19 protein-coding genes are annotated in these 22,808 nt (G+C 48.3%); 8 read left to right on the forward strand and 11 right to left on the reverse strand.

Features of this window, described 5'->3' with window-relative positions:
- Nucleotides 1–14: 14 nt before the first annotated feature.
- Nucleotides 15–938: a Dyp-type peroxidase gene (locus KJY73_RS02300; protein ID WP_214339923.1), complete on the forward strand. Its 924-nt coding sequence runs from the start codon at nucleotides 15–17 to the stop codon at nucleotides 936–938.
- Between the two features lie 60 nt (nucleotides 939–998).
- On the opposite strand, the gene KJY73_RS02305 is transcribed toward KJY73_RS02300, so the two are convergent.
- From KJY73_RS02305 to KJY73_RS02330, 6 genes are all read right to left on the reverse strand, one after another.
- On the reverse strand, nucleotides 999–2,627 hold the full coding sequence (locus tag KJY73_RS02305) for an alkaline phosphatase family protein (protein WP_214339924.1): 1,629 nt from the start codon (nucleotides 2,625–2,627) through the stop codon (nucleotides 999–1,001).
- Nucleotides 2,628–2,674: 47 nt separating this feature from the next.
- A complete protein-coding gene (locus tag KJY73_RS02310; protein ID WP_214339925.1) occupies nucleotides 2,675–3,514 on the reverse strand; it encodes an isopenicillin N synthase family dioxygenase in 840 nt (279 codons plus the stop codon).
- Between the two features lie 43 nt (nucleotides 3,515–3,557).
- A complete protein-coding gene (locus tag KJY73_RS02315) occupies nucleotides 3,558–4,766 on the reverse strand; it encodes a NupC/NupG family nucleoside CNT transporter (protein WP_206593303.1) in 1,209 nt (402 codons plus the stop codon).
- A 24-nt stretch (nucleotides 4,767–4,790) separates the two neighbouring features.
- Nucleotides 4,791–5,414, reverse strand: coding sequence for a uridine kinase (gene udk / locus KJY73_RS02320; protein ID WP_206593304.1), 624 nt, complete (start codon nucleotides 5,412–5,414; stop codon nucleotides 4,791–4,793).
- 136 nt (nucleotides 5,415–5,550) lie between these two features.
- Nucleotides 5,551–6,507 carry a hypothetical protein gene (locus KJY73_RS02325; RefSeq protein WP_214339927.1) on the reverse strand — a complete coding sequence of 319 codons (957 nt, stop codon included), beginning with the start codon at nucleotides 6,505–6,507 and terminating at the stop codon, nucleotides 5,551–5,553.
- Nucleotides 6,504–7,373, reverse strand: a complete 870-nt coding sequence (locus tag KJY73_RS02330; RefSeq protein WP_214339935.1) for a substrate-binding domain-containing protein — start codon at nucleotides 7,371–7,373, stop codon at nucleotides 6,504–6,506. Before KJY73_RS02330 ends, KJY73_RS02325 begins: the two co-directional genes overlap by 4 nt.
- Before the next feature lie 317 nt (nucleotides 7,374–7,690).
- Here KJY73_RS02330 and KJY73_RS02335 point away from each other — a divergent pair, with 317 nt between their 5' ends.
- Both KJY73_RS02335 and KJY73_RS02340 read left to right on the forward strand, forming a co-directional pair.
- Nucleotides 7,691–10,885 (forward strand): TonB-dependent receptor, encoded by a 3,195-nt coding sequence (locus KJY73_RS02335; protein ID WP_214339937.1) that lies wholly within the window; start codon nucleotides 7,691–7,693, stop codon nucleotides 10,883–10,885.
- Nucleotides 10,886–10,996: 111 nt separating this feature from the next.
- A complete protein-coding gene (locus KJY73_RS02340; protein ID WP_214339938.1) occupies nucleotides 10,997–12,163 on the forward strand; it encodes an endonuclease/exonuclease/phosphatase family protein in 1,167 nt (388 codons plus the stop codon).
- Nucleotides 12,164–12,241: 78 nt separating this feature from the next.
- Here KJY73_RS02340 and argR read toward each other — a convergent pair whose 3' ends face one another.
- Nucleotides 12,242–12,703, reverse strand: coding sequence for a transcriptional regulator ArgR (gene argR, locus KJY73_RS02345; protein WP_206593309.1), 462 nt, complete (start codon nucleotides 12,701–12,703; stop codon nucleotides 12,242–12,244).
- Nucleotides 12,704–13,213: 510 nt separating this feature from the next.
- Between argR and mdh the strand changes: the two genes are divergently transcribed.
- The gene (mdh, locus tag KJY73_RS02350; RefSeq protein WP_214339939.1) at nucleotides 13,214–14,152 is read left to right on the forward strand and encodes a malate dehydrogenase; all 939 of its coding nucleotides are present in this window, start codon (nucleotides 13,214–13,216) and stop codon (nucleotides 14,150–14,152) included.
- Nucleotides 14,153–14,425: 273 nt separating this feature from the next.
- On the opposite strand, the gene KJY73_RS02355 is transcribed toward mdh, so the two are convergent.
- Both KJY73_RS02355 and ispB read right to left on the reverse strand, forming a co-directional pair.
- Complete coding sequence (locus tag KJY73_RS02355) at nucleotides 14,426–15,880, reverse strand: amidohydrolase family protein (protein ID WP_214339942.1); 1,455 nt, start codon at nucleotides 15,878–15,880, stop codon at nucleotides 14,426–14,428.
- A 122-nt stretch (nucleotides 15,881–16,002) separates the two neighbouring features.
- Nucleotides 16,003–16,974: an octaprenyl diphosphate synthase gene (ispB, locus tag KJY73_RS02360; RefSeq protein ID WP_214339954.1), complete on the reverse strand. Its 972-nt coding sequence runs from the start codon at nucleotides 16,972–16,974 to the stop codon at nucleotides 16,003–16,005.
- Nucleotides 16,975–17,194: 220 nt separating this feature from the next.
- On the opposite strand from ispB, the gene rplU reads away from it, so the two are divergent.
- The 4 genes from rplU to folA all read left to right on the forward strand — a co-directional run bounded on the left by rplU (nucleotide 17,195) and on the right by folA (nucleotide 19,624).
- Nucleotides 17,195–17,506 (forward strand): 50S ribosomal protein L21, encoded by a 312-nt coding sequence (rplU, locus tag KJY73_RS02365; protein WP_206593313.1) that lies wholly within the window; start codon nucleotides 17,195–17,197, stop codon nucleotides 17,504–17,506.
- A 15-nt stretch (nucleotides 17,507–17,521) separates the two neighbouring features.
- On the forward strand, nucleotides 17,522–17,779 hold the full coding sequence (gene rpmA / locus KJY73_RS02370) for a 50S ribosomal protein L27 (protein WP_188689319.1): 258 nt from the start codon (nucleotides 17,522–17,524) through the stop codon (nucleotides 17,777–17,779).
- A 176-nt stretch (nucleotides 17,780–17,955) separates the two neighbouring features.
- The gene (cgtA, locus tag KJY73_RS02375; protein ID WP_214339955.1) at nucleotides 17,956–19,122 is read left to right on the forward strand and encodes an Obg family GTPase CgtA; all 1,167 of its coding nucleotides are present in this window, start codon (nucleotides 17,956–17,958) and stop codon (nucleotides 19,120–19,122) included.
- A 7-nt stretch (nucleotides 19,123–19,129) separates the two neighbouring features.
- Entirely contained in the window at nucleotides 19,130–19,624 is a 495-nt protein-coding gene (gene folA / locus KJY73_RS02380) for a type 3 dihydrofolate reductase (protein WP_214339957.1), read from the forward strand.
- A 178-nt stretch (nucleotides 19,625–19,802) separates the two neighbouring features.
- On the opposite strand, the gene KJY73_RS02385 is transcribed toward folA, so the two are convergent.
- Together KJY73_RS02385 and KJY73_RS02390 are read right to left on the reverse strand one after the other, a co-directional pair.
- Nucleotides 19,803–21,827, reverse strand: a complete 2,025-nt coding sequence (locus KJY73_RS02385) for a HAMP domain-containing methyl-accepting chemotaxis protein (RefSeq protein ID WP_214339959.1) — start codon at nucleotides 21,825–21,827, stop codon at nucleotides 19,803–19,805.
- A gap of 171 nt (nucleotides 21,828–21,998) precedes the next feature.
- A complete protein-coding gene (locus KJY73_RS02390) occupies nucleotides 21,999–22,808 on the reverse strand; it encodes a symmetrical bis(5'-nucleosyl)-tetraphosphatase (protein WP_214339961.1) in 810 nt (269 codons plus the stop codon).

Raw genomic sequence — 22,808 nt, forward strand, 5'->3', positions numbered from 1 at the left:
TGAAGAGGAACCACATGTCGCAACCGCAAAAGGGTATCTGTGCAGAGCCCAACCTGCATGCGCTATATCTGCTATTTAACGTCACCGACGACGATACTGGTTTGATACGCCGCAAATTGGCTAAGATTCTCGATGTTTTCGAACATTATGATGAAGAACACTATGAAGCCATGGTGTCGGGAGTGGTAGCCGTCGGTAGCAGCTACTGGATGGATTTATATCCCGGCCTTAACCCCAAGGAACTCTCACCTTTTCCGAATCTGGCCTGCGAAGATCGCCAGGCGCCGGTGGTGCCCTGTGACTTGTTTATCCAGATTCGCGCAGATCGAGCGGATATCTGTCATGCCGTGGGTGTGGAAGTCTATGAGCTACTGAAAGATCAGGCCGAACTTGTCGAGCAAACCAAAGGATTCCGCTATCTGGATGGGCGTGACTTACTTGGTTTTGTCGAAGGCGGTAACAATCCAAAAGGTATGAAGAAGCTGGCGGTGGCGATAGTGGGGGATGACGATCCTGACTTTGCCGGTGGCAGTTATGTGCACGTGCAACGCTACCGTCACGACATGGACAGGTGGAACAGAGTCAATATTGCCGAACAGGAAGTGATCATCGGGCGCACTAAAGAAGATGATGTGGAATTTCCACTGGAAGATAGGGTGTTATACAGCCATAGCACCCGGACCAATCTGGTTGCTACGACCGGACGCCCTATAGAGATCTTGCGGCAAAGCATGCCATATGGCGATATGCAAAATCAGGGGCTGTTTTTCGTATCATGCTGCAAGAGCCCTAAGCCTTTTATGCAGATATTGCACAGTCGAATAGTCGGGGACAGGCAAGGCAACTATGACCGTTTACTGGACTACAGTGTGCCCGAAACCGGCGCGGCGTTTTTTGCACCCTCTGTTCAGTTCATTAAAAAAGAGGCTAGACGCTAAGCTAAGTCAATAGTGCAATGATGGAGCATAAAAAAGGGCATTCAAGATGCCCTTTTTCAATTATTTAGCCAGTGATACCACTTCGTCCAGTGGCTGCCCAGTGGATTTATCCGGGTAGGTAATCTTCATCAGCGCAGATAAGGTGACTGCCACATCTTCAGGTGAAACCTGACGACTGATGCTGCGAGGTTTGACTTTCCAGCCGGTGAAGAATACCGGTACATGGGTGTCATATTTATACGGTGAGCCGTGTGTGGCTGCTGAGTATCCCTCGAACATGCTGGAAGGTGACTGAACTAAGACCACGTCACCTGCCCTGGAGGGCACGTAAGCCCGCTGAACTTTACTGCCAATAGGATCAAAAGACAGATCTTCGGTCATCAGTTGCTTGCGGGTAAACACGCGGGCGATACCTGGCAAGGTAGCGGCATGTTTAGCCACTGCCAACTGCACAGCGTGGATATCCAGTTTATTTTGCTCAATCAATGCCAGGTCAAGATACAAAAATGGCATAGAGGTTCTGCTCACCAGCTTGCCTTCAATACCAAATTGTTCGGCTAACTCTTGGTTGATTGCCTCAAACTGCTTACCCGTGTTGCCTCTGAAACCCGCAAAGCCAATGCTTTTCTTGTACTCAGGAATGGAGTCCACGCCATGATCCGCAGACAGGGCAATCAGTACATTGTCCAGGCCAACCTGCTTATCCAGGAAGCTGAAGAAATCCGCCAGAGTACGGTCCAGATTCATCAGATTATCTTCTGCCTCCAGACTGTTCGGGCCGAACATATGACCCACATAGTCATTGGTTGAGAAACTGACAGAAAGGTAATCGGTAATATCATCCTTACCCATGTCCGCCTGTTTTACCAACTGCTTGGCAAACTCCGCGGTCAGCTTGTCGCCGAAAGGTGTGTAGGCGAGCAAGCCATAGTAGGCTTTATCCGCAGTTTCGGGCATCTGATGAGGGAAGCCCGAACGAAAACCCTTAGGAGGGATTTGGAATGGACGGTTACTTGCATCGTTGTGGTAATTTGCTTCTTCCTGGGAAAGTGTCCAGGACGTACCTGCAAAACTGTCTTTCAGGCCTGACTCATTAAACTTAACGGCGTAGTCAGGCAGACTGTCGAAATAGTAGTTGCTGGTGACAACGTTGCCGTTGTTTTTATCAAACCAAAACGCTTTGCCAAAATGACCGCCTGTCAGCACTGCGCCCCTGTCTTTGGTTGATACAGCGTAGATTTTGGCTTTGCCATTGCTGGCCTGGTATAGCTCATCGGAGAACGTGGAAGCCATCAGGTTGGCTGGGGATGCGCTATACCCGTCTGCACCCAGTAATTGGGTGTTTTTATCGGCTACACAATAGATTTTTTCGCCGCTGTCTCGATCTACCCAGCCATTAGACAAAATACCGTGCTCAGTGGGCAAGGCTCCGGTTGCCAGTGTGGCATGGCCTACCGCGGTTAGTGTGGTGGCATGGCGATAATGTGCGTTTGTATATAAGGTGCCGTCATCCAAAAAGCGTTTGAAGCCTTTCTGGTTACGCTTGTCCAAAAAGTTACTCTGGTATTTATGCAGCAGGTCGCCACGCAACTGATCGACTGTGATCTGCACAATCAGTTTGGGACTATCTGCAAATGCTGGTGCGCTAAAACAGGCGCAAAGCGCCAGCAAGCGTATTGCATTATTCATACTATCCTCGTCATTGGTAACGCCGGCGTATCCACGCCGGCCAATTTTCAGATTACGCCTAACTCGCGCAAACGTTCGGTCAGGTAGCTGTCGGCAGTATGGCGCTCAGACAACACTACGTCTGGTCTGGGGTGCAAGAATAAGGGCAGGGAAATCCGCGATTTCGACTGATCTGCGCCTTGAGGGTTAATCACCCTATGTGTGGTTGATGGGAAATATCCGCCTGAGGCTTCCTGCAACATGTCACCGATATTCACTATCAGGTTGCCGAAATCACAGGGTACATCCAGCCACGTATCTTCTTTACTTTTAACCTGCAGACCAGGCTCATTAGCTGCCGGGAGGATGGTCAATAAATTGATGTCCTCATGGGCGGCTGCGCGAATCGCACTTGGCTCTTCGCCACCTGTCAGTGGTGGATAATGCAACACGCGAAGCAGTGTTTTATCGCTGTTTTCAATCATGCCTGAAAGCGGCTGAGAATAACGCGATGACACAGCGTCCGGAGAGTGCTTCTCCACCCAGGACAGCAGGGTAACAGCCAATTGGTTTGCTGCCAGATAGTAATCGGCCAATTGCTGACGCAGTGCGTCAGGACAACGACCCCAGGGGTAATAGTGGAAGTATTCCTTGATGTCTTTGACCTGATGACCCTTAGCCGTCTCAGAAACCGAAGGTGGGAAATAACCGTCCTGGGTGTCTTTACTGAATAAAAACTGCTGCTTTTCTTCGGAATCAAAGAAGTGCTGCCAATTTTTATATATGGCATCCACCATGGATTGTTGAATGGGGTGATTCTTCAATACCCCAAAGCCGGTTTGATGCAGAGATTCTACAAACAGTTTGTCGGCATTTTCAGCCTGAAAATCAACGGCGACCAATTTCATCTTAATACCCGTTTAGCAATACAAAATAACTATAGAGCCTGTCCTAGAGGAACAGGAAGAAACCCGCAATGGCAGCACTCATCAGGTTCGCCAGAGTTGCAGCCATTACGGCACGCAAGCCAAGCTGAGCAATGTCATGACGACGGCATGGTGCCATGCCACCCAACCCACCCAAAAGTATGGCGATGGAGCTGAAATTGGCAAAACCACATAAGGCGAACGTCACAATAGCCTGGCTGTGCTCGGACAGTTGCTCTCTGTGATTGATGAAGTCGGCGTAAGCGTAGAATTCGTTGATAACCACTTTCTGACCGATAAAGCTGCCAGCTAACTGGGCCTCTTGCCAGGGAACCCCAATCACGAAAGCCAGAGGCTGTAGCAAATAGCCCAGCATTACCTGCAGAGTGAGATCACCGGCGCCGAAGAAGCTGCCTACCCAACCTATAAGGCCATTCAATAGAGCAATCAGCGCGACAAAGGCCAACAACATTGCACCCACATTCAGAGCTAGCTGCAAACCACTGGCAGCACCCGCCGCGGCGGCATCAATAACATTGACGTTTTTTTCTTCGGGTTGACTGAGATCGGCCAGATCATTCTTAGGTGTTTCGGTTTCGGGCAGGATCAGCTTTGCCATCATCAAACCGCCGGGGGCAGCCATAAAACAGGCCGCGATCAGGTATTTCAGGTCCACACCCAGCCCGGCATAACCTGCCAGGATGGAGCCTGCGACAGACGCCAGACCACCCACCATTACAGCGAATAACTCGGAGCGGGTCATAGTAGGAATAAAGGGTTTTACTACTAATGGAGCTTCGGTTTGGCCAACAAAAATATTCGCCGTAGCCGACATGGCTTCTGGGCGACTGACTTTCAGTAGACGTTGGATACCACCGCCGATTAAGCGGATCACCCACCCCATAATGCCCAGGTAATAAAGCACAGCGATAAATGCTGAGAAGAACACGATTACGGGAAGCACATGCACAACGAAAATGAAGCCAAGCTTCATTTTGCCCAAATCGCCAAACAAAAACTCTATGCCCTGACTGGCGTAACCAATGATTTGCGATACGGTATTGGAAACGGATAGCAATACATCTTTACCAAAGGGGACATACAAAACCAGTGCACCAAGACCCAATTGCAGAGCAAATGCGCCTAACACTGTGCGCCAGTTAACGGCCTTTCGGTTGGTGGATACCAGATAACCCAGACCGAAGAGTAGCAGGATACCGAGCAGACTAATCATCAGTTAGCATTTCCTTTATTGTTGTTATTTAAGAACCTGCTGGATGTGAGATTTAAGAACATCCAATGCAATTCTGTTTTTGCCACCTTGGGTGACTACTACATCCGCAGTAAAACGACTGGGCGCGACGAACTTGTGGTACATGGGTTTCACCGTTGATTCGTATTGTTCACTGATGCATTGCAGCGAACGTCCGCGTTCGTTGACATCTCTGTTAATACGGCGCAGCAGACAGATATCCAGCGGTGTGTCGATAAATACCTTAATGTCGAAGTAAGGAAATAGCTCCGGACTGGCCAGCAACATAATGCCTTCAACGATAATCACAGAGGCCGGTGTAATGGTTTGTGTCTGTGGTAGGCGAGTATGGGTTTTAAAGCAGTACTGTGGGTAGTCAATACTGTTCCCGGCTTTCAGTTCCGCCAGGTGTTTTTCCAATAACTCATGCTCAAAGGCGTGCGGATGGTCATAGTTAGTCTGCAGCCGTTCTTCCATGCTTAAGTGTGTCTGGTCACGATAATAGTGATCTTCACACAGCACGCGGATATCCATTCCTTCATCAAGTATTTCTGCTATCAGGGTTTGGGTGAACAGAGATTTCCCAGAGCCTGAGCCACCGGAAATGGCGATAATTCGCGTATTTGACATGTTTAGGGATTTTGAGCAACGACAGGTGTGGCAAAGAGTACCAGCGATGGCAGAAAAAGCTAGAGACTGCTCAATTAATGGACAGAATTATCTTTACGTAAAAGAATATTGAGGTTTTGGCAGACAAACTGTCGCTTTACTTGCCGATAATCTCTAAATCTTCTGTCCTTAGTTGTTCCAGCGCATAGTTGTGCAATTTTGACCGGGAGCCCTCACCCTGTGCTTTTGGGGGATAAAAAGGGGCCTTTACTTCAGGGCAATCACGAAACACATCATCAAGTGCAGCGCGAATTTCGCTGAGCATTTTATCCAGGTTGGTACTGAAATCCGGACGCTTGCGAATGGTATGCCCCAATTCAATTAAGCGATAGAAATAACGATTGGCAAGATCCAACAACTCGTCAGGAATGTTCTTGTTATGGTTCAGTGCGGCGTTTTCATGTTGCAGGCAATACTCCAGCAGAGCGACATAAAAACAGAAGGGCTTATTGGACAATTGCACCTGCTTGTCATCCAGACTGTTACATAAGGTGCGCTCACGCAGATTAACAACCAGTTTGGGAACGGCTGGCAACGCTTCAGGTTCCCTATCTGTGTCGTCCTGCTGGCCGGTTTGTTCACGGGGACGGGTCACTAGAAGTGTAAACAACAACGCTGCCAACAGAGGATAAACGGATAAACCATCCAGCAGGGTAAAGGTCTTGAATCCCAACTTAAGTGACAGTGTTTGGCCTGGTACATGTAATTCTCTGGCTTGTTCCTGGCTGGTAAAATCGCCATCCGGTTCTGTTGCCGAAATACCCTGGAGCGCTAAGGCTCTTATTGCATAGCCATTTTCGGCTGCTTGTTGGTTTAGCTGATCCAGATAACGCCGTACCGACTGTTCGTCAGCGACACTGTTCATCACATCATTCGGTAATCTCAGCCAGGGTAAATCCAGGGCAATGCGCTTTTCTAAGGCCAGCGACAATGTTTGGGCCTGACGTTGATGGGCCTGATTTGCCGCCACAAAATAGATAATCTGGAGGATGATTAAACTAATCAAAAACAGCAGCAGACTGTTGGCCAAACGCACATCGGCTTGTTTACTCATGGACTCACCTGGCAATCTGGCTCTGGTGTTAAACGACTAAAGTAACCAGAATTTTCGTCTTTAGCCATTTGAATCAAGGTACGCTGTACCGCACAAAACAGATCTATGTTGTTGGTTTCCATCTTTAAATACCACTTACTGCCGCTGACTTGCTGCTCGATAGGGGTAATGTAGTTTCTGGACAAAATGGCTTCATCTCTGTCTTGTTGCCAATAGGACGAGATGATATCCACTTTTCCGGAAATCAGGAGATTTCGAAGCTCTGTATGAGAATTGGCATAGGTTATCTGCAGGCTGTCCAGGCTCAGATTCAGCTCTTTAAACATTCCGATGGGAATAATATGGCCTGAGCGACTGGTGGGGTAATCCAGCAATCCGATGCGTTTTCCTAGTAAATATGCTTTGTCAATCTGCGGTTTTTCCCGCATGGATATGAGGTAAGCAGAGTAGTCAGGATAAGCGGCAACTACGCGATAGCCATAGGTTGACTCGCCTCTGATGGCGGTCATCAGGTTTTCCTTCACTAATGTCAGATCTGCAATACCTTTGCCGACATACTGTAATACCTGGTCTTCACTATGGTTCCATAGGGCCCTGACCTGGCCAAACTGTTTAATTACAACAGGATCCTGACAAAGCGTCTGGGCCAGGCTTTTAGCCAGTGGCTCTGCATTGACAAAAACTATTAGCGTGGCGCCTAGGTTACCGCCCTGGGTTGGGCATTCCGAGAACTGTTCAATAACAGGTGTAAACTCAACTTTGGCTGAATTTACATTTCCGTTCCCAATCAACCACATAAGCACAAGCAGCAATGTGGCGATAGTCGCCAGGCTGGTTTTTGACAGCTTAAAGCCCGATAGCATCATGTATTCAGAGAACTCCGATGAGTAATGCTATGCATTTCACCAGTTAATCTTACTTGTTTCAACGGGTAAAATTATTTAATCATCGTAACCTATTGTTTTATAATAAATATGAACAAGAAGTTATGAATCTTTATGAGGCCTTCCTATTTTCACCAGAGAAAGGACAATTTCATCTGAGAATTTGAAGCGTAGGGCGTTTTTTGTACGGACTGTGCTGCGGGAAATTTGACTTTTCTGCATCAAGGTCTACTACAACAAAGTTGTCATAATCGCCTCTTAAACTGTGAATTGCACACAACAAACCTTAGGAAAACACAATGTTCACGAAATCCAAGCTCAATCGCGTTGCGTTAGCTGTGGCTCTGTCAGTGGGAATGTCTGCCGGAGTTATGGCTCAGGAAACCTCATCCGGTATTACAGGAAAGGTCGTCGGACCCCAAGGTAACCCTGCCCCGGGCACTGTTATTAAAATTACCCATGTCCCTTCTGGTACGGTGAAGACAGCTGTTGTTAACGACGCTGGTCAGTTTACCGCAAAAGGTTTACGTGTTGGTGGGCCTTACACCATTACTGTAGATTCTGACACCTTTCAGGATACCGCAATCAGTGATGTTTATCTGACGCTTGGTGAAGCGCTGCCCCTTAATGTGACCCTGGAACAAGAACAATCTGTGGAGCGCATCGCAGTTACGGGCGCAAAACTTAGCAGCATTGAGTTTGGCAATACCAGTCCAGGTTCAACATTCAGTTTATCCGACTTGGAACAGGCGGCCTCCGCTGACCGTGATATTAAGGATTTGGTACGAATCGACCCGCGTATCAGTATTTCCGAGGACAATGGTTCGGAGTCAATTATCTGTGGCGGTAGCCACCCTCGCTTCAGCAGTCTGACTATCGATGGCGTCAGAATGAATGACAGCTTTGGCCTGAACTACAACGGTTATCCTACCGTGCGTATGCCTTTCTCTTTCGATGCTATCGACCAGGTTGCCGTTGAGATTGCGCCTTTTGACGTTCAGTACGGTGGATTTACCGGCTGTAATGTTAACGCCGTAACTAAGTCAGGTACTAACGAAATTCATGGCGGCGTTTTCTTCGACTTTACCAGTGATTCTCTTACTGGAGATAAGATCGAAGATGAAAAAGTTGATTTGGGTGACTACACCATTAAACGTTATGGCTTTAATGTTGGTGCCCCGCTGATTGAAGATACCTTATTCATTTTTGCTTCTTACGAAAAGTTAGAAGGTGCACAGATATTCAGTTACGAAGCGCTGCAAACCGGTGCGGTAACAATGGATGAAGTGAACCGTGCAATCCAAATCTCTAAAGATGTATATGGCTATGATGCAGGTGGCTTGCCAGGCTCTGCACCGGTTGAAGATGAAAAGTTCCTGGTGAAAATGGACTGGAATATCAATGACAGTCACCGGGCGTCGTTGGTTTATAACTACAATGACGGCTATGAAATTGACCAGTCAGATGAAAGCAGCCAGAACCTGACTCTGTCTAACCACTTCTACAAAAAAGGCGCAACCCTTGATGCAGTGGTAATGTCGGTATATTCCGATTGGACAGACAATTTCTCGACAGAAGTAAGAATTGGTCATACTAAGCTGGTTAATGAGCAGCGCTCTACCGATGCCGACAGTGGTTTTGGTGAGATTCAAATCAGCTCTCTGGAAAATGGGGGGACTATCTTCCTTGGTCCAGATGACTCACGTCAGTCGAATGAAATGGATTGGGAAAATACCACTTTAAAGATTGCCGGTACTTATTACTTGGATGAGCACACCATCACTGGTGGTTACGAACAAGAAAATCTGGATATCTTTAACCTGTTCATGCAACACACCATTGGTGAATATCGCTTCGGTGGTGACAGAAACCGTAATACTAACGGTGGCGCCAGTGGCTTGGATGATTATGAGCTGGGCATAGCGGATGACGTTTACTATAACAACTCCGCCGTTACCAATAATCCCGCTGACGCTGCTGCATCCTTCTCATATTCTACGCATGCAGCTTACATTCAGGATAAGTGGACGCTGGATGACCTGACTCTGATTTTTGGTTTGCGTTATGACTGGATCTCCAGCAGTGATAAGCCCAAGCACAACGCCTTGTTTGAGCAGCGCTATGGTGTAACTAATCAAGCCACCTTTGATGGCAAGGATTTGTTGCAGCCGCGCTTTGGTTTTAACTGGGCCATTGATGATAACCTTGAAGTACGAGGTGGTATCGGTCTGTATTCTGGTGGCAACCCTAATGTCTGGTTGTCCAACAGCTACTCCAACGATGGTATAACCAACATCGATACCTATCGTCCTGACATTAATATTTTCGATGCAGAGAAAATTGGTGCAGGGCGTCCGGTGTTTGACCCAATCAAAGCCATGTACGACCAGGTAACAGCTAATAATCCGCCTTTGGGTGCAGAGCCTTCTACCAATGCGGTAGATCCTGACTTTGATATGCCGTCAGAATGGAAGTACAACGTTGGTGTTACCTACGCGACAGAGGACGATTACATCTTCTCCGCTGACTTCCTGTATACCAAGAAGCGTGACTCAGCAACTATCGTTGATTTGAGTAGTTTTGATACTGGCCGCGACACCATTGATGGCCGCCCCATTTATGACAAGTTGGTTTTAGGTCAGAATAATGGTCGTGATGTAACCCGTAACACGCGTTACAGTGATTTGCTGTTGACTAACGCCCCTGAGGACGGTAGTTCAACAACCATCTCGTTGGCGATGAAGAAAGAATACGATTTCGGTCTGGACGTGCAATTAGGTTATGCCTATAACAAGTCCGAAGACTATAACCCAATGACCAGCTCAGTGGCGTATTCTAACTATACGAACATCGCTGTTTCAGACCAGAACAACCCTGGTATTGCTACATCTAACTACGAGATTCCGCACAACTTTACCTTAAGTTTGCGTTATACCGCCGAATTCATCGATGGCTATAACACGACAATCTCGTTGTTTGGTAACAGAAAGGCGGGTCGTAACTTCTCTTATACCTTTGATAACTTTGAGGCGGGTTCTGACCTGGCAGATTATCGCTCACTTCTGTACATCCCAACCATGGACCAGTACGGAAATGATGTGACATTTGCCTCTGCGGAAGTACAAGCTGAATTTGATGCATTTATCGCACAGGAAGGTCTTGAGAAGTACCGTGGACAAATTGTTCCACGTAACGCTGGCGAATCTAGCTGGTATACCAGATTCGACTTGCGTTTCGACCAAGAATTACCTGCTTTTACCGCTGATCATCGTGCAAATGCATTCCTGGTTATTAAAAACGTAGGTAATTTGCTGAACAGTGATTGGGGTATTCAGCGTCGCGGACCATTTAACGCTGCGTCTGTTGTTGATGCAGAGATGAACGATGATGGTTCTTACACTATCAACGGCGTAAACCCTGAGCCAGCCAGCGAGTCAGTATTCAACCCTGGTTCTCTGTGGGAAGTACGTATCGGTGTGAAATACAGCTTCTAAGAAGATGTAAAATCATCGCAAAATACAAAGCCGGCCTTGTGCCGGCTTTTTCAGTATCAATACATCGTAAATATTGGAATAAAAGCTGACAATACCGATGGAAATAACCATATGATTAAACAGATAGCGTTACTTTTCGCCATGACAACAACTTCTTTGGTTTCGGCCGATATACGTGTAGCAACGTTCAATGTCAGTATGGAAGCTGACAATTATGTTGAACGCGGTCAACCCGTAAGTGGTCAGGAGCTTTTTGAGCACCTGAAAAGTGGTCAGCATCCGCAGATTAAAAATACTGCCGAGATTATTCAGCGGGTCAGACCGGATATCATTCTTCTCAATGAATTTGATTATGATGCTGATCCGAAAAAAGGGGTTGAAGCCTTTATTCAACATTATCTGAGTAAATCTCAGGGTGGCGCTGAGCCTATTGAATATCCCTATTATTATCTGGCGCCAGTGAACACCGGGGTGGACTCTGGCGTGGATTTAGATGGTGATGGGGTTGCCTCTGGCACAAAGGGTGATGCCTTTGGCTTTGGCAAATATCCAGGGCAATACGGCATGGCACTGCTTAGTCGTTATCCTATCGACAATAACAATGTGCGCACTTTTCAGCGTTTTTTGTGGAAAGATATGCCGGGTAACTTGATGACCCAGGTAATTAAGGCGGATGGACAGGCTTGGTACTCTGAGGATGCTCAGCAAGTGCTGAGGCTATCGTCTAAGTCTCACTGGGACATCCCTGTGCTGGTAAACGGAAAAACGGTTCATGTGCTTGCTAGCCACCCTACGCCGCCTGTGTTCGACGGCCCGGAAGACAGAAACGGTAAACGCAATCATGATGAAGTCAGGTTTTGGGTAGATTACCTGTCTGGAGGCACCCAATCTGCTTATTTGTACGATGATCAAGGCCGCAAGGGTGGCTTTCGCGGTAATACATTTGTGGTAGTGGGGGACCTTAATTCATCCATGGTGGAAGGTGACTCGCTGCGCGATGCCATCGTTGGGCTAATTACCCACGACAAGGTTAACGCTGGTTTTGTGCCGCGCAGCGAGGGCGGTAAAATACACAGTTCTGATAATCCACTAGGCGATACCCATACCGCAGGCTGGCGGATGCGAGCTGACTATGTACTGCCATCCGTTAATGGTTGGGATGTGACTGATGGTGGTGTGTTCTGGCCGGCACCAGCCGATGAGCTATTCCGTCTGGTAAAAGACAGAAAAAGTTCATCCGACCATCGAATGGTTTGGTTAGAACTGCAATTTAAATAAAAATTTATAAAAAAGGCCGGTATAAACCGGCCTTTTTTGTCTGCAACCTAACCAGGCTATATGCCTTTGTGGTGTCATTTAGACATTTTCAAACAGCGCTTCCACCCGTTTTAGGGTTTCATCGATTCGGCTGACATCAGCTGGCGCAATGAAAATGGTATCGTCACCGGCGATGGTACCCAATACACCATCAGCCTGGCTTAAAGAGTCCAGCAGTCTGGCAATTAACTGTGCTGCGCCAGGGCTGGTGCGAATAATCACCATCACATTGTTGTGTACGATGTCTAACACCAACTGCTTCAACGGACTTTTTGCTGTTGGCATACCCAGTTCAGGCGGTAAGCAGTAGACCATTTCTCCCAGCGCATTGCGGGTCCGCACTGCACCAAACTTGCTTAACATACGAGAGACTTTGGACTGACTAATATTGTCAAATCCCTGGTCTTTTAATGCGTCGACAATTTCACCTTGCGAGCCAAAGTTTTCCGTTTTCAGAATGTCTTTGAATGACTTGATTAGTTCGTCTTGTTTTCCTGCCATGGGCTCCGCTCTTCGATGCTCGACTATCAAATTAGCCGTTACTTTACCTTCCAGTCCACATGAATCAATGTTTTTATACTTTGGTCTTATTCTAGTTGCTCGACAAGCGGTGGAATTATTGAGTTATTGGAAGACTGAAGATCCTCCATGCAATTCTTAGTGGCTTGAAACTCGAATACGCAAAATGGCTAAACTGCCGTTAAGCCTGTGTAAAACGTCCGGTGAGTCAGTCTGTTGCAGTTGGTGTTGCGTTATCAACTGCTTGGTTGGCGTCAGAGAAGGCTGTGGCATATGCTGTGTTATCAGGCATTGCTACGTATCAATCGGTGTCCGCAGTTCACTTGCTAAGCCTCCGGCCACAAAGTAGACTCTGCCCCCAATGTTTTCCGTCGTTCAGCCTGGGTGTCAGCTCTGACGGTGTCCGGGATTGCCGGTGGGCTGAATTAATCGATATTGTTCACTGACCTTGGCGTCAGTCGATGAAATAACTCACATTCACAGGAGATAAACATGAAAGTAGCCGTATTAGGTGCAGCCGGCGGTATCGGCCAGGCATTGTCACTGTTGCTCAAGACTCAGTTGCCAGCAGGCTCTGAAATATCCTTGTATGACGTTGCGCCAGTAGTCCCTGGTGTAGCTGTTGATTTGAGCCATATCCCCACCGATGTGAAAGTAAAAGGTTTTGGTAAGGACGATTTGAACACAGCGCTAGAAGGTTGTGACATCGTGTTGATCCCGGCCGGCGTGCCACGTAAACCTGGTATGGATCGTTCTGACCTGTTCAATATCAACGCTGGCATCGTGCGTAATCTGGTTGATGCTATCGCCGACACATGTCCTAAAGCCTGTATTGGAATTATCACTAACCCGGTTAACACCACGGTAGCCATCGCTGCTGAAGCGCTGAAAGCCAAAGGCGTGTACGACAAGACCAAATTGTTTGGTGTCACTACTCTGGATGTGATTCGTGCAGAAACCTTCGTTGCCGAATTAAGAGGCTTGAACCCAGCTAATGTACACGTTCCTGTGATTGGCGGACACTCAGGTACCACTATTCTGCCTCTGCTGTCTCAGGTTGAAGGCGTAGAGTTTAGTGACGAAGAAGTGGCTAGCCTCACGCACCGTATTCAGAACGCAGGTACCGAAGTAGTAGAAGCTAAAGCGGGTGGCGGTAGTGCAACCTTGTCTATGGGCCAGGCAGCGGCACGTTTCTGCTTGTCTTTGGTTGCTGCGATGCGTGGTGAAAATGTGGTGGAGTACACCTATGTTGAAACTAACAGCGACGATGCGCGTTTCTTCGCTCACCCTGTTCGCTTAGGTCCCAACGGCGTGGAAGAGATCCTGTCTTACGGCAAGCTGAGTGCATTTGAACAGAAAGCCAAAGACGATATGTTGGGTGGCCTGCGTGGTGATATCCAGTTAGGCGAAGACTTTGTTAACAAAGCCTAATCGCTAGTGATTCTAAAAAACCGCCGAATGGCGGTTTTTTTATGTCCAAGGATGGACGGTATGCCGCGATTGCAGGGATGCAAAAGAGCGGCGATGTCCAAGGATGGACGGGCCGAAAAGTTGCTCCGTGCATTTTCGGCACTTCCACCATCCCTGGTGGTCGTATGCCGCGATTGCAGGGATGCAAAAAGAGTGGCGATGTTCAGGGATGGACGGGCCGAAAAGTTGCTCCGTGCATTTTCGGCACTTCCCCAAGTTTGGCGACAAGGTTTTCTATACACTTTGCCAACGCATCAAATTAAGAAATTCCCTGCGGTTCTTTGGACCATAGGTCTGAAAATGCGGGTTCGGGTGATTACGGTAATTTTCTTTGGCAGTCGCGAGTTTATCGCGGCGGGTTACCTTAGCGATTTCTTCAGCCGAGATCTGGTAAGGCTTACAAGCATTTAAACCCAGCACCTTAGTTTTCAATGCCTGCGTTAGGGCAGGGTAACCATATTGCTGCTGGAACAGCTCGCTGATTTGGAAGGCTCGAAAGGCCTGGATTTGATCCTGAGGTGAACCATACCAAATGGAATCGGTACCCCACAGCACGTTGTTTTCACCAACATAGCGAAGTAGTTTGCCAAGCAAATGCGCGGCTTGTTCAGGATGGCGCATAACAAAGCGCCAGGTGGAGCCAAGCTCGGCATACACATTGGAATTGGGGTCGACCTGGTTTTCTTGCAGGGAACGTATCAGGCTATCCACACCGGCTCTATGACTGCCGCTGACATAAGCGCGTTCTTCTACCGCCGGGTCAAACCCCGAATGGTAGATGATGAAGTTAACATCGGGATAGCGCTTTGCCACTATGCCAATGTCTGTGCACAGGCTGTGTTGGTAAGACTGAGAGCCAAAAGGGATACCTTTATGAATGCAGATATTTTTAATCCCTAATGCGCGAGCTTTTTCAATAAATGCAGTACCTATTTCATCGTGCAGGAAAAAACCGTTACCGTCCGGACCCCATTGGGTATAGGTTTTCCAGGCGCTTACCTGCCATTTTTCTGCTAACTCATCCATCCCTTGTAGGTCGCCATCCTGATTGGGGTTGACTCTGCCATGTAGCAGTAGTCGGTGGTGTCCTTCCAGCTCATCTACAATACGCCGGGTCGCATCGGCTTCTTCAATAGTTAACGGCTCGCTTTGACGCAAAGAAGGTACAAAAGACAACACCATCATGTCGGTGTCGCTATCCATAAATACGTCTTTAATGAATTGCTTGGGGCCCAGGCACTGTAAATAGCTTCGGTCTCCAGGCTGTGATGCCAGGGGGCAGTCTGCATTTGGCATGCTGGAAAAAGGCTGGCTGCCTTGTGGTAACTGATTTAACCAACGACCATTGGGGTCAACGAAATGTCCCTGAATATCAAAGATAAATTCGTTGCCACTAAGCACTGAGTCAGCAAGTTGTGCTTCATAAGCACTATCACTTTCCAGCGCATAGAAACCTCCCCGCAGGTTCTCCTTTGCATTCACTTCATTGGCGCAAAGCAACATCAGGGCCGCGGCACTGCTTGATAGCATAAAATCCCGACGACTTAGACCCAGCTTGTTACTGTGAGCTTGAATGCGCTGGTCAGCCAGGTGATTAATCTGTGCCTCACGCTCACTCAATATCGGGGGACAAAACTCACCATTTGAGGTGCTGTCTAATTTAATCGGTAATGCTAAGGCGTGTTTCATCTTCGACATCCTGTTTGTTCAGATGCGGAAGTAAAACGTTAGCAGTGATGTTTAATTGTTGCCTGTTTTTTAACCTGGTTATGGTGCTTTTAATCGCGTCATTAAAGTCAACACGCCTAAGTCTATGCCAGTCGTTCAACAGACTGATTGGCGAGTGCGATTAACGCCTGCTTGAACTCTGTCTCCGGGATGCAAGATATGGCCTGTATTGCCTGCTGAGCGGCCTGTCTTGCTTTGTCTTTGGTGTATGTCAGGGCACCGGTTTGCTGCATAGCTTGTTGTATTTCGGCTAAGTGGGGCAAGCCGTTGGCATTCTCAATTGCGCCTCGAATCAGCTCTGCCTGCTGTGGTGTGCCGTGCCACATAGCATAAAGCAAGGGCAGTGTAGGTTTGCCTTCTGCCAGGTCGTCTCCGACATTTTTACCCATGGCGTCGCTGTCGGCACTGTAATCCATCACATCGTCGATCAGTTGGAAGGCCGTGCCGAGGTATTTTCCATAGTCCTGCATTGCCTGCTCAATGGCCGCCGACTGGTCAGTTAGCACCGCGGCTAATTGCGTTGCGGCTTCAAACAAGCGTGCAGTTTTACTGTAAATAACCTGCATGTAGCTGTTTTCTGTGGTGTCAGGATCATTGCAATTCATCAACTGCAAAACCTCACCTTCAGCTATAACGTTAGTGGCATCCGAGAGTATTTCCATCACCCGCATACGCTTGAGGCTGACCATCATTTGGAATGACCGGGTGTACAGAAAATCACCCACCAGTACGCTGGCCTGGTTGCCAAACAGCTCATTGGCTGTTTCGCGACCTCTGCGCATGGTAGACTCGTCCACCACGTCATCGTGTAGCAAGGTGGCGGTGTGAATGAATTCGATGATGGCGGCCAAGGTATGATGATCCTGGCTTTGAATACCCAGCGCGCGCGCAGCCAGCACCGTAATCAGTGGGCGAATACGCTTGCCACCGCTGTTTACAATGTAAAAACCCAACTGGTTGATCAGGGCCACATCTGAGCTTACCTGCTGCTGAATCAGTTGGTTGACCGCTTGCATGTCTTGTTCTGCAAGTGTACGAATTTGCTGGTTGTTCATTTTCTCTAGGGTACGTCGACTGGAGACTGGCGGCATTTTTGCAGAAATTGCCCCCTGGTTCCAGTGAGTTCAGGTTATTGCCATACAATCAGAAATATAACCCACTAAAGGGGCTAAATTTCTGGGAATTTGCTCTTGCGATGCCTGCACACTTCACGTACAATTCGCGCCCTGTTTTAGAATTGTTGGCGTCCTGCGGGCGCAAAGAGCGGAGTTAAGTATGTACGCGGTTTTCCAAAGTGGTGGTAAACAACACCGTGTGGCTGAAGGCCAAACCGTTCGTCTCGAAAAGATTGAAGTTGCACCAGGTGAATCTGTTGAATTCGACAGTGTCCTGATGGTTAGCAACGGTGACGATGTTAAGATCGGCACGCCTTTCGTTGACGGTGGCAAAGTAACGGCAGAAGTGGTAACCCACGGTCGTGGCGAAAAGATTAAGATTGTTAAGTTCCGTCGCCGTAAGCATTCACGTAAGCAGATGGGCCACCGTCAGTGGTTCACTGAAGTGAAAATCACCAGCATCAGCGCCTAAGAGGAGTACTGAAAGATGGCACACAAGAAGGCGGGTGGTAGTACCCGTAACGGTCGTGATTCAGAAAGCAAACGCCTGGGTGTAAAGCGCTTTGGCGGTGAGTCAGTATTAGCTGGCAGCATTATCGTTCGTCAGCGTGGTACTAAATTCCACGCTGGTAACAACGTAGGTTTGGGCAAGGACCACACCTTGTTCGCTTTGTCTGACGGTAAAGTTCAGTTCGAAGTGAAAGGTCCTCAGAACCGTAAGTATGTGAGCATCGTTGCTGAGTAAGCACCTATTCTTATGTACTAAAAGCCCCGCCATGCGGGGCTTTTTTATATGGCAAAAAGGGGCGGTGTTGTGCATTTTCTGCACATAGACACCGGCCTTATGCACTTCAGGTGTCTTCTCATTTAGGATGGCACCTTTCTGCTAAAGTATTCATATGGTCCTCATGAGGTTTGATAATGAAATTCGTAGATGAAGCCGAGATTCGAGTTGAAGCCGGAGACGGTGGCAATGGCGTGGTCGGTTTCCGCCGGGAAAAATATATTCCATTCGGTGGTCCGGATGGCGGTGACGGCGGCGACGGCGGCAGTGTCTATCTGGTCGCTGATGAAAACCTCAATACCCTGATTGACTACCGTTTTGAACGTATTCACCGCGCGGAGCGCGGCCAGAATGGTTCTGGTGGTAATTGTACCGGTCGTGGTGGTTCGGATCTGGAACTGCGTGTTCCGGTCGGAACCAGGGCGACAGATGTGGATACTGGCGAAGTGCTGGGGGATTTGACCCGCAATGGTAAACGCTTGATGGTGGCCAAAGGTGGCTTCCATGGTTTGGGCAACGCCAGGTTTAAAAGCAGCACCAACCGCGCGCCAAGGCAGCAAACCAATGGTACGCCTGGCGACATTCGTAATCTCAAGCTGGAGTTGATGCTGTTGGCTGATGTCGGCATGCTGGGCTTGCCGAATGCCGGTAAATCGACCTTTATCCGTGCTGTGTCAGCCGCTAAGCCTAAAGTGGCTGATTATCCTTTTACCACGCTAGTGCCTAACCTGGGGGTGGTACGGGTCGACAGCAATCGCAGCTTCGTGATTGCCGATATCCCGGGATTGATCGAAGGCGCTGCTGACGGTGCTGGACTGGGAATTCGCTTCCTTAAACACTTAGAGCGTTGCCGGGTGCTATTACATCTGGTGGATATCATGCCTATTGATGGCTCTGATCCGGCTCAGAATGCACTGGCCATCATCGCCGAGCTTGAGAAGTACAGCCCTAAATTAGCGGCCAAGCCTCGTTGGTTGGTGTTGAATAAGACCGACTTGCTGTTGGAAGAAGAACTCGAAGAAATCAAGCAGCGTATCGTTGCTGATATGGAATGGGACGGCCCTGTATATTGCATATCTGCCATCAGTGCCTCGGGTACAGCACCTCTGACTCAGGAAGTGATGAACTATATTGAGACACTGCCTGCCGAGGACGAAAACGAGGGCGAAGCCGTCAGAGCCGAATTTAAGTGGGACACCCCAAGTAACCAGCAGACTCATGATTTTGATGATGATGACTGGGATGATGACGACGATTGGGATGAAGATGACGAGGACAGTGCTGAAGTCATCTACAGAAGGTAAAGCGAGTATGCAGATCTCGATGATTGCTGCCATGGCTAAAGGGCGGGTGATAGGCAAGGATAATCAGATGCCCTGGCACTTGCCGGCGGACCTGAAGCATTTTAAGCAGGTGACATTGGGTAAGCCAGTGGTTATGGGGCGTAAAACCTTTGAGTCTATCGGTCGTCCTTTACCGGGGCGATTAAATATTGTGATTAGTCGTGCTGAGGATTTCAAGCCAGAGGGCGTGACAGTAGTGACGTCTCCCGAGCAAGCTATAGCTGCTGCACAGGAGTCTGCTAAAGATGAACTGATGATCATCGGTGGCGGCGCTATTTACCGGCATTTTCTTCCTCAATGCCACAGACTTTATATCACAGATATTGAGTTGGTAGTGGACGGTGATACCACCTTCCCAGACTACCAAGCGGTGGCAGATTGGCAGGAAGTGGCTGTGCAGCAGGTATCCCCTGATGAATCCAATGCCTATGCCATGACATTCAGAACGCTGGAGCGAGTTTAATTCTGACCACCGCACATGCCTAGCGTGGATATCGTCGATGAATGTTCCTGACAACATCGACATACCATCCATCCTTGGATATCGCTACTCATTTACGTCCCTGTAACCGTGGCATACCATCCATCCTTGGATATAAAAAACGCAGCCTAGGCTGCGTTTTTTTATGGTTGTTTGTCGATCAGACGCGGAACTGTCTGATGGAGCCTTGCAGTTCATCTGCCAAACGCGCCACTTCATGGCTGGAGTCTGTGGTTTGCTCTGCCCCTGTCGCGGTTTCTTCGGCAATGGCGACGATATTTTCCAGCTTCTCACTGATTTCCTGAGATACCTGATACTGTTCACGCGCTGATTGCTCTATTTGGCTCGAGACATCGTGGGCCTTGTGTACCGCATTGGTAATTAAATCCAGTGCAGATGTGGCTTTCTCAGTCTGAGTTACGCATAGCTCCGCCTGCTGCTTACCTTGTTGCATTACAGATACTGCTTTCTCAGCACCCACCTGCAGCATTTCAATCATAGCGTGGATTTCCTGTGTGGATTCCTGAGTGCGGCTGGCAAGAGTTCTAACTTCGTCTGCTACCACCGCAAAGCCTCGACCTTGTTCACCGGCCCTGGCGGCTTCTATAGCCGCGTTAAGTGCAAGCAAGTTGGTCTGATCGGCAACGCCGCGAATAACATCCAGAATGCCACCTATACTGGCGCTATCCTGATGGAGTTTATTGATAACTTCTGCAGCCTTTTCCACCTCACGCGCCAACACCATAATGGTGTTTTTATTTTCATTGGAAATGACTTTGACCTTCTCGGCCTCAGCGTCAGCGTGGCGAATTTGTTTTAGGGTGTCGTCGGCACTTTGTGATACCAACTGAGAGGTACTGTTCATCTGCGTAGTAGCAGTTGCCACCTGAGCGATTTGAGATTTTTGTTCTTGAATAGAGCGGGTGGTTTGTGAGGTAACCGTTGAGGTTTCTTCAGAGGCTGCAGCCAGTTGGGTTGCGCGGGAACTGATGCCAGAGATAAGTGCCTTCAGGCTGTCTATCAGGTTGTTACAGTTTCTGGCCAGCTCACCAAATTCGTCTTTGGAGCTGTCGTCCAGTTTTTGCGTCAGGTCACCTGAAGAAACCACATGCAGCATTTCGTTGACTTTGTTCAGCGGCACGGTAATAGCGCGCACGCTGAAAAATGCGATGGCGGCCGCCACAACCGCAGAGATTAGCATGATAACGTAAGTGCTGGTGGTGCCATTGGCTACCGACGTGGCTACGTCTTCTTTCACCCGGCTGGTAATATCATTCGCCTGCTTAAGTAGCTTATCTAAGTCAGCAATGCCGGATTGGATATTAGCTTCAGAACTCTGTAAGGCCCGAACTGCCTCATTTTGATGATTTAGCCTTTCAACCTGATTATTCAGAACCCCTTTTGTTGAAGATATGGTATCGCTGATACTGTTAACCATCTCCATAATCTCTTCCAGCATGCCGCTGTTATCGCGACCGGCTGCCGCCTTCTCCATCTTATCGGCACTTTCTTTGGCATTGTCTAGGAGTAGTTTTAGTTCATTACCTATGGTTTCCGCTTTGGTCAGATCCTGAGTTCGAGTGTACTGATTACCGACGGTAACCAGAGACATCAGGCCTGTTTCGAGTTCCCCACCAATCTTGGCGGCTTGGGCAAGCGGCCCATTGTTGCGAGCTTGGCTTAAATCTGAGAAATCCAGCAGTAACGTCGAGGTATCATCAGTATTATCTTCTAAATCAGACATCTGACTGGTCAATGTCTGACTCAGTTGCAGGTCTGCCCGACGGTTATCGAACATTTGCGTAACAAAGCCGTTGTATTCACCGTAAACCTTCTCCACCCGAGCGAGGGTGGCTTCCAGCTCGGCCTGCGTGCTAACGGATTGCTTCAACTGCTTAAGCTCGGCTTCAAAGTTTTTACGACTGCTGGAAAAACGTTGCAATGCATCGTCCAACCCACTTAATTCTGTTTCGTAATAGGCTTCGAAAGTGATCCTACCCATATTGACGAAGGATACTTTTAGCGCGCTGCTGCCCTGTAGGGTTGGTAGCGCCAAGGTGTTAACTTCTTCGGTGGCACTATCCACATCACTCAGGTTAACAAGAGAGGAAATGCTGACAATAAATAGCAGCAAGGTAATGATGGCAAAACCACCTATAACACGCATGGCTACGGTAAGATTCATACGGATCTCCATACAAACGGCTTGATATCGCAAGATTGTTGCAAATTTGCAGTCCTACTTCACCAAAAACCGACAGAACGGTTGTTTTTATTTTTTGTGACAGGCTTAACAATAAGGCAACTTATTGTATCGACGCAAAAGATTTAACCTGAAGGGCAGCAGATAATCGCCCTACTGCTGATCTACGCGATAAAAAATTTCTGTTTCAAGGGCGTATAAACTCAATTCACCTCCCCATATATAGCCGGTATCAAGGGCCAGGCATTGCTTATGGCCTGTGTAACCTTCTAAGGCAGCCCAGTGGCCGAATAGCACCTTCTGTGCTGGTAATAGCTGCAAGGAGGGATGTGTAAACCAGGGATACTGATTAGCAGATGTTGAGGTTAAGCCGCTTTTAGTTTGCAGATCCAACTGACCATTGTTGCTGACAAAACGCATGCGAGTCAGACAATTGATTGTGAAGATCAGTCTTTCTTCGTGACTGATGCATTCATCCCAGGCTTTGGGTTCGCTTCCGTACATGTTCCTAAGTAGATCCTGCCACTTATCGGAGCAAAGGGCGTTGGATACTTGGTTTGCCCAATACAAGGCGTCGGCAAATTGCCATCCTGGATATAAACCCGCATGCGACAGCAATGTATGCTCATCCAGTAATACGGCCAAGGGGCGTTGGCGTAACCAGTCTACCAATTGTTTGATGTTGGGTGACGCGAGTAGTGCTTGGAAGCCATCTGACGGTTTATCTCGTTTGATACCGGCATAAACCGCTAAGAAATGCAGATCATGATTACCCAAGACGCTGTCGAAGCTATCACCCATGCCATACAAAAATTGCATAGTTTCCAGCGCTTGTGGTCCTCTTCCGATAAGATCACCAACGGCCCACAGCCGGTCAGTCTTCGAGCTGAATCCGGATTTTTCCAGCAGAGAGATAAGAGGGGTAAGGCAAGCCTGAATGTCGCCGACAACAAAAGTAGTCAT

The organism is Bowmanella yangjiangensis (assembly GCF_018531185.1).
GTDB lineage: Bacteria > Pseudomonadota > Gammaproteobacteria > Enterobacterales > Alteromonadaceae > Bowmanella > Bowmanella yangjiangensis.